General features: G+C 62.4%; 15 protein-coding genes. 1 reads left to right on the forward strand and 14 read right to left on the reverse strand.

Annotation, left to right across the window (positions count from 1 at the left end; genetic code table 11):
• Positions 1-142 precede the first annotated feature (142 nt).
• A complete protein-coding gene (locus tag I8N66_RS19620; protein WP_113535648.1) occupies positions 143-823 on the forward strand; it encodes a Crp/Fnr family transcriptional regulator in 681 nt (226 codons plus the stop codon).
• A 36-nt stretch (positions 824-859) separates the two neighbouring features.
• On the opposite strand, the gene ureG is transcribed toward I8N66_RS19620, so the two are convergent.
• The 14 genes from ureG to I8N66_RS19690 all read right to left on the reverse strand — a co-directional run bounded on the left by ureG (position 860) and on the right by I8N66_RS19690 (position 10,486).
• On the reverse strand, positions 860-1,471 hold the full coding sequence (gene ureG, locus I8N66_RS19625) for an urease accessory protein UreG (protein WP_223725280.1): 612 nt from the start codon (positions 1,469-1,471) through the stop codon (positions 860-862).
• A gap of 77 nt (positions 1,472-1,548) precedes the next feature.
• Positions 1,549-2,220 (reverse strand): urease accessory protein UreF, encoded by a 672-nt coding sequence (locus I8N66_RS19630; RefSeq protein WP_291156883.1) that lies wholly within the window; start codon positions 2,218-2,220, stop codon positions 1,549-1,551.
• Entirely contained in the window at positions 2,213-2,686 is a 474-nt protein-coding gene (gene ureE / locus I8N66_RS19635; protein WP_291156867.1) for an urease accessory protein UreE, read from the reverse strand. Before ureE ends, I8N66_RS19630 begins: the two co-directional genes overlap by 8 nt.
• A gap of 1 nt (position 2,687) precedes the next feature.
• Positions 2,688-2,984 (reverse strand): putative quinol monooxygenase, encoded by a 297-nt coding sequence (locus tag I8N66_RS19640; RefSeq protein ID WP_291156869.1) that lies wholly within the window; start codon positions 2,982-2,984, stop codon positions 2,688-2,690.
• Between the two features lie 168 nt (positions 2,985-3,152).
• Positions 3,153-3,692: a peroxiredoxin gene (locus tag I8N66_RS19645; protein WP_113535653.1), complete on the reverse strand. Its 540-nt coding sequence runs from the start codon at positions 3,690-3,692 to the stop codon at positions 3,153-3,155.
• Between the two features lie 278 nt (positions 3,693-3,970).
• Positions 3,971-4,642 (reverse strand): TIGR02117 family protein, encoded by a 672-nt coding sequence (locus I8N66_RS19650; RefSeq protein WP_291156871.1) that lies wholly within the window; start codon positions 4,640-4,642, stop codon positions 3,971-3,973.
• 17 nt (positions 4,643-4,659) lie between these two features.
• On the reverse strand, positions 4,660-6,372 hold the full coding sequence (gene ureC, locus I8N66_RS19655; RefSeq protein WP_113535655.1) for an urease subunit alpha: 1,713 nt from the start codon (positions 6,370-6,372) through the stop codon (positions 4,660-4,662).
• A gap of 3 nt (positions 6,373-6,375) precedes the next feature.
• Entirely contained in the window at positions 6,376-7,020 is a 645-nt protein-coding gene (locus I8N66_RS19660) for a Urease operon accessory protein (protein ID WP_291156873.1), read from the reverse strand.
• Positions 7,021-7,023: 3 nt separating this feature from the next.
• Positions 7,024-7,443: a lysozyme inhibitor LprI family protein gene (locus I8N66_RS19665; RefSeq protein WP_291156875.1), complete on the reverse strand. Its 420-nt coding sequence runs from the start codon at positions 7,441-7,443 to the stop codon at positions 7,024-7,026.
• The gene (locus I8N66_RS19670) at positions 7,440-7,745 is read right to left on the reverse strand and encodes an urease subunit beta (RefSeq protein WP_113535658.1); all 306 of its coding nucleotides are present in this window, start codon (positions 7,743-7,745) and stop codon (positions 7,440-7,442) included. The genes I8N66_RS19665 and I8N66_RS19670 overlap by 4 nt, the downstream gene beginning before the upstream one ends.
• A gap of 10 nt (positions 7,746-7,755) precedes the next feature.
• Positions 7,756-8,010 carry a DUF1272 domain-containing protein gene (locus tag I8N66_RS19675; protein WP_291156877.1) on the reverse strand — a complete coding sequence of 85 codons (255 nt, stop codon included), beginning with the start codon at positions 8,008-8,010 and terminating at the stop codon, positions 7,756-7,758.
• A gap of 65 nt (positions 8,011-8,075) precedes the next feature.
• The gene (locus I8N66_RS19680) at positions 8,076-8,378 is read right to left on the reverse strand and encodes an urease subunit gamma (RefSeq protein ID WP_057249031.1); all 303 of its coding nucleotides are present in this window, start codon (positions 8,376-8,378) and stop codon (positions 8,076-8,078) included.
• A gap of 123 nt (positions 8,379-8,501) precedes the next feature.
• On the reverse strand, positions 8,502-9,335 hold the full coding sequence (locus I8N66_RS19685; RefSeq protein WP_291156881.1) for an urease accessory protein UreD: 834 nt from the start codon (positions 9,333-9,335) through the stop codon (positions 8,502-8,504).
• A 176-nt stretch (positions 9,336-9,511) separates the two neighbouring features.
• Positions 9,512-10,486, reverse strand: coding sequence for a D-glycerate dehydrogenase (locus I8N66_RS19690; RefSeq protein ID WP_291156882.1), 975 nt, complete (start codon positions 10,484-10,486; stop codon positions 9,512-9,514).
• Positions 10,487-10,679 lie beyond the last annotated feature (193 nt).

Here is a 10,679-nt window from a genome sequence, read left to right on the forward strand (position 1 = left end):
CGTCGTTCGCAGCTGTCACAATTCAAGAACAAGCCCGCGCCCTGCTAGCGCGGGCTTTTTGTTATTTTTATTTGATCGAGGTCAAACCACGTTCCGCCAGGCTTCATTACCTTGCACCTGGATCTTACTCAGGACGGACGTGATGAAAACGTTGCGATTGAACTCGAACGATAGGGCGGTGCTGCTCGGCTCTGGCTTCTTCGAGAAGCTGCCCATGGCGGCCACGAACGCAATTCTCGATGATGTGGTGGTATCCACTCACGAGGAGCACGATATCCTCTTTGGCTATGGCGAGCCGCTCGATCACGTCTTCTTCGTTCTCTCCGGCTTGGTGCGCCTCTACCGGCTGGGCAAGGACGGGCGCGAGGCCGATATCGCCGTTTTTCCGAGAGGCGAGCTTTTCGGTGAAAGCGCCATGTTCCTCGGCAACCGCGCAACGGTCAATGCGCAGGCGATCGAAACGACGATGCTTGCCCGGATCGACAGCCGCAAGCTGCGCAGGCTTGCCGAGCAGACGCCTGAAATCGCCGACGCGCTGATGCAGCTCCTGTGCCGGCACGCGCAGATGGCCGAGGATTGCCTTGCGGAAGACCGGCTGCTCACGGCACCGCAGCGGGTTGCGAGCTACATCCTCGGAAACTGCCCCGACGGGATCACCAACTTCTCCTTCCGCCTGCCTTTCCAGAAGAATGTGCTGGCCGGAAAGCTGGGCCTGGCGCCGGAAGCACTGTCGCGCGCCTTCTCGGCACTCCGCCGCTCGGGCGTCACGGTCAAGGGTCGCGTCATCGAGATCCATGACCGGCAGGCATTGGAGCGCTTCTGACAGCCGACGAGGTTCGGCTGTCAGACGTTGGCAGCGTCAAAGGCCGCCGTGTAGCGTCAGAAAATCGACGATCCGGTTGATGCCGTCGCCGCGCTTCATGTCGGTGAAAACGAAGGGCTTTTCTTCCCGCATCCGCGTCGCATCCCGCTGCATCACGTCGAGATCGGCCCCGACATAGGGAGCCAGGTCCTTCTTGTTGATGACAAGCAGATCCGACTTGGTGATGCCCGGCCCGCCCTTGCGCGGGATCTCCTCGCCCTGGCAGACCGAGATGACATAGATTGTCAGGTCAGCGAGATCAGGTGAAAAGGTTGCCGCGAGATTGTCGCCGCCGGATTCGATGAAGACGACGTCGAGATCGGGAATGCGCCGGTTGAGATCGGCGATGGCCTGCAGATTGATCGTGGCGTCCTCGCGGATCGCCGTATGCGGGCAGCCGCCGGTCTCGACGCCGACGATGCGATCGGACGGCAACGCCTGCATGCGCACCAGGGCTTCTGCGTCTTCCTTGGTGTAGATGTCGTTGGTGACGACGGCGACGGAGTATTTCTCCCGCATTGCCTTGCAGAGCTTGTCGGTGAGCGCCGTCTTGCCCGAGCCCACCGGCCCGCCGATACCGACGCGAAGGGGACCGTTCTTCGATGCCATCTGGATGTCCTTTCAGGTGGAGCATTCCGGAAAAAGTGGGATGGGCTTTCTGTCCGGAATTGCGCAGTTCTATGGTGTCACGAGCGGAAGAGCCGCGAATGCAGGGTTTCGTGTCTCAAGGCCGAAATATCCGCGATGATCGTGGCCGAGCCGAGGTCGTCGAGCGAAGCGCCGGCGGCCTTGCTCGCCGTCGCCGCGATAACCGGCTCAAGCGCCGCGATGACGCCGACGCCATCGCGCTGGCCGGTCACGCCGCAGCGGATCGCCACCGAAACGGCGTTCGAAACGGCGGCGTTCAGATAGGCCGCAAGCGCAGGCTCAAGACCCGTTTCATGGGCCCCGGCCACGGCACCGACCGCCACCGGATAGGCGATAGTCTCCGGGAGCGCATCAAGAAGCGGGTGCGGCCACGAGCGTGCAGCGGCCAGATACGCCTGACCCTGCAGCATGATTTCCGTATGTCGCTCACGGCTCCCCGCCAGGGCTTCGGCAAGCTCTGCCGCCGCAGCCAACCGGACATGATCGTTCACGGCGCGATAACTCTCGGCAAGAAGCAGCGCATCGTTCCAGCCGGAGCCGAGGCAGATGACCGTCTCAAGCCAGTTGCGAAGCTCTGCGGCGTCCGTGACCAGACGGTCATGAACGGCCTGTTCAAGCCCGCTGGAATAGGAGAAAGCTCCGACCGGAAAGGCCGGCGACATCCATGTGACGAGGCGAAGCAGCGCCTGCGTATCGACCCGTTCAGCCATGGTGGTGATTGCCGTGGCCATGATTGTGGCCGCCGGCATGGTAGGCGCCGCGCAGCGGCTGGAAGGGTTCAGAAACCTCGGTCACCGCCGCACCCAGCCCTTCGAGCATCTGACGGATCACCGGATCGCGGGTAATCAGAATGCGGCTCTGCTCGATCTGTGCCGTCAGGTGGCGATTGCCGAGATGCCAGGCGAGTTCGATGAGGTGCAGCGAGTCACGCGGGCGAATTTCGTAGAGTGCCTCAGGTGCCGCAACGATCCGGATGTAGCCGCCACCGTCGAGCACCAGGAGATCGCCATCGGCGAGCATGACCGGTTCCCTCAGGTCCAGCATCACCACATCGTCGTTTTCGAGATGCAGGAGCTTGCGGCGCAGATGTCGCGCGTCGTGCGCCAGCGTCACGCTATGGAGCGGCGACTTGTCGGCAGGCCCAGGCGAGAGCACCTCTGTCGAACGATACGGCATCTCAGAGCACCTCGACCTTTTCCGGCGTCACGAGCTCGATGCGTGCCTCGATAAGCAGGTCCGCCATTGCCGCCTGGAAAGCCTTGAGATGCGGCTCTTCGAAATGCGCATCAACAGCCGCCTTGCTCTGCCAGGTCTCGACGAACACCAAAGCATCAGGATCAGCGGGCTTGCGATAAAGGTCATAGGTGATGCAGCCGGCTTCGCGCCGCGTGGCCTCGATCAGCGGTGCGGCCAGCGACACCACTTCATCTCCTTTGCCCGGATGCGCGGTCAGGTAGGCGATAATGTAAACCATTGAACCCTCGATATCATTTCCATCCGCCAGTCTAGCAAGAAAAAGCTCCTGCGCCAGTCACAGAGCCGTTTTCCAAGGGACTGCATTGTACACGCCGAACAAGAAAAAGCCCGAAGATCGGAACCGATCTTCGGGCTTTCTCAAATCAGGAACGATACGTCCTTGCCATCACGCAGCAAGCTTCTGAGACTTCAGCGTCTCCAGAATGTTCTGCGGCGCGGAAACGCCATAGGGGTCGCTGTCGCAGTTGTCGGAATAGCCTTCTTCCTCGAACCACTGTTCGACGACGCCGTTATTGACAACGGCCGCGTAGCGCCAGGAGCGCATGCCGAAGCCGAGATTGTCCTTGGCGACCAGCATGCCCATCTTGCGGGTGAATTCACCCGAGCCATCCGGGATCAGCTTGACGTTTTCGAGGCTCTGGGACTTGCCCCAGGCGTTCATGACAAACGCATCGTTGACCGAGATGCAGTAGATCTCGTCGATGCCTTCGGCGCGGAAATCAGCCGTCAGCTTTTCGAAGTCGGGCAGCTGGAAGGTCGAGCAGGTCGGGGTGAACGCGCCCGGCAGCGAAAACAGCACGACGCGCTTGCCCGCGAAGTAATCGTCGGAGGACACGTCCTCCCAGCGGAACGGGTTCGAGCCGCCAATGGCCTCGTCGCGAACGCGGGTGCGGAACGTTACAGCGGGTACTTTTCTGCCAAGCATCGTCATCTCCTTGAGATCACCATGATTTTGGCCGGCTCGACCTAAATCATAAACGTGATCGTCTCTCATAAGTTAGAGCGAGTACCGGCGGATGACCGCATCCCGCTCTCGTGCGATTCCCAGTCGGCAGGTCCTGGGAGGAGCGCCTGGCTGACCGAGAAAGATCAGCCGCTTTCCTACCGGATAATCCGCTACGGCGCAGCATGAAAGGCCCCGATTCACATGCAGGCATGGCAGCCATGCGATGATCGCATGGCTCTTTTTCATGGTGCAGCGCCTCAGTTATGGATGCGCAACGACAAGCCAAGACTTGGGGGCAACGGGTTCCACAGACCCGTGCGCAAACCTGCTTCACGCAACGCCCTCGCCGTCCAGGTATTGCAGCCGAAGAGCGCGTTGAAGCCGCCCTCGGCTTCAAAAAAGCGGTCGTTGCCATTGTAGGAAAAGCCGTCGATCGGGACGACGGCCCCAGCGTCGCGCGCAAAACTCTCTTCGATGAAGTTGAGCAGCCGATCGTATCCCGTTTCGTCGAGTTCGAAGCCGGCAACGGAGGCCTGCGGCTCGACGATCCGGCCAGCGATATCGACATGCATTACTGACCGGTCGAGCGTCAGCGCCTTGAAGACCGGCACGGCCTTCAGTTCCGACCAGGTTGGCGTTTCCAGATAGAAGGAACGCCCGCCCCAGCCGAAGATCAGCCATTGTGCCTGCGGGTGCGCAAGCGGCACGCCGGCCGGCTCAATGAACCCGAACCGCTTTCTCGTTTCGTCCGTCAGGGGCACGGCGATATCGGTATGGATCGGCCCCGAAAGCACCAGGATGCGCGTGGCCCCGGCTCCCGCCGCAGAGACGGAAATGGGCAAAAGCGGCCGCGGCAAGAGCGTTCCGAGAACGACCGCAAGCACCGCCGCCAGCAGGCCGAAGAAGGCCCATTTCAGGCTACGCTTCATGCTCCGTCTCTGCGGGATCAGAACAGGAAGTAACGCTGTGCCATTGGCACGATCGTCGCCGGTTCGCAGGTCAGCAACTCGCCGTCGGCGCGCACCTCGTAGGTCTCCGGGTCCACCTCGATGTGCGGCAGCAGGCTGTTGTGGATCATCGACGCCTTGCCGATGCCGCCGCGGGTGTTCCTGACGGCCACAAGTTGCTTGGCAACGCCAAGCTTGGCGGCAAGGCCGGCATCGAGCGAAGCCTGCGAGACGAAGGTGACGGAGGAACTCGTGCGGTTCTTGCCAAGGGTGGCGAACATCGGGCGGTAGTGCACCGGCTGCGGTGTCGGGATCGAGGCGTTCGGATCACCCATCGGGGCCATTGCAATCGAGCCGCCGAGCAGAACAAAGTCGGGCTTCACGCCGAAGAACGCCGGGTTCCAGATGACGAGATCGGCGCGCTTGCCGACTTCGATTGAGCCGATCTCGTGGCTGAGGCCGTGGGCGATCGCCGGGTTGATTGTGTATTTGGCGATGTAGCGCTTCACCCGGAAATTGTCGTTGTCGCCGGTTTCCTGCGGCAGTGGCCCACGCTGGCGCTTCATCTTGTCGGCGGTCTGCCAGGTACGGATCGCCACCTCGCCGACGCGGCCCATGGCCTGGCTGTCGGAAGAGATGATCGAGAAGGCGCCGATATCGTGCAGGATGTCTTCGGCCGCGATCGTTTCCTTGCGGATGCGGCTTTCGGCAAAGGCGATATCTTCGGGGATCGACGGCGACAGGTGATGGCAGACCATCAGCATGTCCAGATGCTCGGCGAGCGTATTCTTGGTGTAGGGCCGCGTCGGGTTGGTCGAGGATGGAATGACGTTCGGCTGGCCGCAGATCTTGATGATGTCGGGCGCGTGGCCACCGCCGGCACCTTCCGTGTGGAAGGCATGGATGGTGCGGCCCTTGATCGCCGCGATCGTATCCTCGACGAAGCCGCTCTCGTTCAGTGTGTCGGTGTGGATCATCACCTGCACGTCGTATTCGTCGGCGACGCTGAGGCAGCAGTCGATCGCCGCCGGCGTCGAGCCCCAATCCTCATGCAGTTTCAACGAGGTGGCGCCGGCGAGCACCATTTCCACCAGGGCGCCCGGCTGCGAGGCATTGCCCTTTCCGGCAAAGGCGATGTTCATCGGCAGGCCATCGGCGGCCTCGATCATGCGGGCGAGATGCCAGGGCCCGGACGTGCAGGTGGTGGCAAGCGTACCATGCCCCGGTCCGGCGCCGCCGCCGAGCATGCAGGTGAGCCCGCTCACCAGCGCTTCCTCGATTTGCTGCGGGCAGATGTAGTGGATGTGGCTGTCCATGCCGCCCGCCGTTATGATCTTGCCTTCTCCGGCGATCACCTCGGTACCGGGGCCGACGATGACGGTCACGCCCGGCTGCGTATCCGGGTTGCCGGCCTTGCCGATGCCTGCGATCCGCCCGTCCTTGAGGCCGATATCCGCCTTGACGATACCCCAGTGGTCGACGATCAGCGCATTGGTGATGACGGTATCGACGGCGCCGTCGGCGCGCGTCAACTGGCTCTGCCCCATGCCATCGCGAATAACCTTGCCGCCGCCGAACTTCACCTCCTCCCCATAGGTGGTGAAATCCTTCTCCACCTCGATGAAAAGCTCGGTATCGGCGAGCCGCACCTTGTCGCCCACCGTCGGGCCGAACATGTTGGCATAGGCCGCGCGCGACATCTTGTAGGGCATGGTTCAGGCTCCTTGGGACGAAGAAGAAATGGAATGGAGGCGGCGAAGACGACCGCTCGCGGCCAGCGCATCGACATAGCGGCGCTCGGCGGGAAAGGGATGCCACTGCCAGCCTATGTGGCCGAAGCCGGCAAGAACGACGTCGTCATCTCCAGTCGCGATGTTGGACAGGATGTCGGCAATGACGATCAGACCACTGGACGGAACGACATAGGGATCCGGTGAAAAGCCGGCGAGGTCATGATCCACCTGATCATGCACCGCCGCGGGGACGACGCGGAAGCCGCGCTTGGTCGAGCGGCTGAAGCTCTCGAAGCCGACCGTATAGTCGTCGCAGAAATCGTCGAGGTCCGGATGTGTTTCGGCGAGCCCGGCACGCATGGCGGCAAACTTCGCGCCTGATCGAACGCACCAGAATTCACGCGCCTGGCGCACCGGCGCGCTCGCCTTCCAGCGGCCGCCGCCGAGCATGGCGAGGCCGGGGCGGCCGGTATTGCAGACGGCGATGATATCGGTCCTGTGGCCACCGGAGCCGACGGAGCGGCAATCGTTGAAGCGCACGACAAGATCGGCGGCGTCGATCACAGAGGACGCGCCGTCAGGCACCTCGCCATTGCCCACGATCATGATGGTGCGGCCGCGGCTCACGTTCTAGTTTCCCTCAGGCTCGGCAATGGCCTGGAGTTCCTTTGTGCGGGCCCTCGTCAGTTCGGTCAGGCAACCGGAGACGAGCATCGGCTCCATCGAACCACCGCGGGCTTCGAAACCCGAAAGCTCGCATTGGCCGTCACGGTAACCGATCCAGGCACGCTGCGCCTTCTTCAGTGCCTCCTCCGCACCAACGTAGTTCGCGTCGATCTCGGCAAGCTCCTTGTCCTGCGCCTGCGTCGCAGCCAAGGCCTGCTTGTAGACCTTGTTCAATTCCACATCGGCCGCCTCGTAGTCCTTGTTGGCACAGATGTTCATGTCCATCTGCGTCACCGCGTTCTGGCAGTCGACCTCGTCTTCCTGCGCCAGAGCGGATGCCAGCGGCAGAACGAGAGCAATGGCAAATATCGCGAGGCGTCTCATAGCTTGCCCATCACCTGCTGGCGGAAGCCATAGACCTCGCGCTTGCCGGACAGCGGGATCAGCGTCACCTGGCGCGTCTGGCCCGGCTCGAACCGCACGGCGGTGCCGGCCGGAATATCCAGCCGCTGGCCGTAGGCCGCCTTCCGATCGAACTGCAGTCCGGCATTGGTTTCGGCAAAATGGTAGTGGCTGCCGACCTGGATCGGCCGGTCACCGGTATTGGCAACCTCGATGGTGGTCGTGTCGAGGCCGGCATTGAGTTCGATCTCTCCGGCAGCCGCGATGATTTCTCCTGGGATCATGGTTCTCTCCTCAAGCCGCCTTCACACCGGCGCAGCTCTGCGGCTTCAGCACGCGCTCGGTCGAGGCCGGATACTTTTCAAGCAGGGCCGCCGGGCGCACCGGGCGGCGGGTGAATTCGCCGCCGCAATTCGGGCAGGCGCCAGCAAGCGTTCCCTCGGCACAATCGACGCAGAAGGTGCATTCGAACGTGCAGATCATCGCCATCCGGCTATCGGGCGGCAAATCCTTGTCACAGCACTCGCAGTTGGGCCGCAAAGCCAGCATGCCTGCCTCCTGGTATCTTGGGTTGGACGGGTACGGTCGAAAGAGCCGCCTGCGCTACCCCTCGTTCAGCGGATCGGTTCGTGAACCGTGACGAGCTTGGTACCGTCGGGGAACGTCGCCTCGACTTGGATGTCGTGGATCATCTCGGGGATGCCCTCCATCACCTGATCGCGCGTCAGCACCTGGGCGCCCGCCTCCATCAACTCGGCAACCGAACGCCCGTCGCGGGCACCCTCGACGACGAAGTCCGTTATCAATGCGATCGCCTCGGGATGGTTGAGTTTCACGCCGCGCTCCAGGCGCCGGCGCGCGACCATGGCCGCCATGGAAATCAGCAACTTGTCCTTTTCGCGCGGGGTAAGATTCATGCGTCGCCACCGGTTGTTCGTGAAGCAATTCCCAGCAAGACTGCGAAGCGGTTTTTCGCCAGGAATTACAGAGTTTCAACGTGTTAGATCATTTCACTGTTTCAACAAGAATACGAAATGACCCTAGAGAACCCAGACTTTCGGCACTGTCTTCTGCTTGCGCAAGTGCGAAATAATGGGGATGAGGATTTTTCTGAGCGCGAACCCATCCGGCGCCGCAAAGCGGGCCACCAGCTTGTCGCGGCCATCGACTTGAAAATGGCTGATACCGACGCCGGCCTCACCATCAACGAGCGATCGAAGACGTGGCAGCAAGGGTTCGCAATCGGGCCCGACATAGAGGAGCGTCGCAAAGGCGGCCGCGCCATCGAGCACCGCCCGACGCTGACCGAGACCAGCGATCTCTCCGGCAAGCGCCAGATTGTCCGCATGCAGCAACTTGCCCGCGGTCCGGACACGCCAGCGATCACGAAAGAGCCCGGTTTGCACCACCTCGCCCATCGCCTTGCGGCCGAGCAGAACCGCCTCCACCGCAAGAAACGTCGCGTCCGCGGCAAGTTCCACGTCCAGCGAACGCGACAACGAGGCGCGGTCGAAGAGGATCGTCTCCTGCGGCAGCCAGTCGACGCGTGCGCCGGCGGCAACCTCGACACGTGTGGCAACCTCGACCGTATCGGCGCTCGCCTTGTAGATCTTCTCGCAAGCTTGGGTCGTCACCGTCACGTCGGTTCCGGCCCCGGCCGCAACCTCCCAGATCATACGATCGCCGCCGGTGAGGCCGCCGGATGAATTGATGAGCACCGCCTCCATGGAGGCATCGAAGGTCTTCGGCAGGCGGATCTTGGCGCAGCCCTCCTGATAGAGTTCCGCAATGCGGCTGTGGCCGAGCGCCATCTTGGCGACCAGTCGCCCCCTACCCCAGGCCCGTTGCGGGGCGATGCTTGCTGCCTTGTTCATGTTCGACCGCCGAGCGGTGTCCTTCAATCACTGGCGCGCCACCCGTCGGGCCGATCGCCTTGCTTTCCCGCTATCGTCCGCATCGTGACACGACAAGTCAAGTTATTGTTTTGCAAAGAAAATCGTCAGGATGCTGCATTTCCTTGCAGGCGCTGCGCAGAAAACAGGCAGCCCCATCACGCCACGCGATCCGGAGGTTCACGCCCGGCAAAGAAGGCGGTGATATTATCGACCACCTTCATGCCCATGGCGACACGCGTTTCCTCCGTGGCACTGCCAAGATGCGGGAGGAGCACGGCGTTCTCGAGCGCGCGCAGACGCTCGGGCACATTCGGCTCCACTTCGAAGACATCGAGACCGGCGCCGCGTATGACGCCGGTCTCGAGAGCGGCGACCAAGGCCGGTTCATCGATGACGTCACCCCGCGCCGTGTTGACGAGGTAGGCGCCTTTTTTCATCAGCGCCAGCCGCTCGGCATTGATCAGATGCCGGTTTTCACCGCCCCCCGGGCAGTGCAGCGACACGAAGTCCGCAACCTTCAACACGTCCTCGACGGTATCCAGCTGACGGGCGCCGTAGCGGCTCGCCTCGTCAGGGTCGACGCGCGAGCGGTTGTAGAAGACGACGTCCATGTCGAAACCGAAGTGGCAGCGTTTGGCCATGGCCTTGCCGATACGGCCGAAGCCGATGATGCCGAGCGTCTTGCCGGTAACCTTGCTGCCGATCATGTGGGTCGGGCGCCATCCGGTCCATTCGCCGGCGCGCACCTGGCGCTCGCCCTCACCTGCCCGGCGCGCGACCGTAAGCAACAGCGTCATGGCAATGTCTGCGGTGCAGTCCGTCAGAACGCCAGGCGTATTGGTAACGGCGATGGCGGCAGCCTTGGCGGCCGCAACATCGATGTGATTGTAGCCGACGCCGTAGTTTCCGAGGATCTTCGCCCTGAGGCCACCGCCGGCAAAGAGTTCGGCCGGAAGCCGATCGGAAACCGTCGGGAGAACGGCATCGTAGGCCCTGAGCGCACCGCCCAGCTCTGCGGCCGTCATCGGCAAGTCCCGCTCGTTCAAGGTCGCGTCGAAGCGCTCGGCGAGCACCTGTTCCACCGCCGCCGGCCAGCGACGGGTGACGAGAATGCGGGGTTTCGAGCTCATGCCTGCCTCCGGATCAGAATCGTCGGAAGATAGTGCACGAAACGGTGCGGCGCGACAGCCATCACGACAAGCGAAACACCTATCACAAAAAGCAAAAAAGAGGCGCCGAACGGGCGCCTCTTCTCATCGCTTTGTCAACGTCAGGCCTTGGCGAAGGCGAGCAGGTCGGCGTTGAGCTGGTCCTTGTGCGTGT

Origin of the sequence: Ensifer sp. SSB1, assembly GCF_016652895.1 — a bacterium.
Taxonomy (GTDB): Bacteria; Pseudomonadota; Alphaproteobacteria; order Rhizobiales; family Rhizobiaceae; genus Ensifer.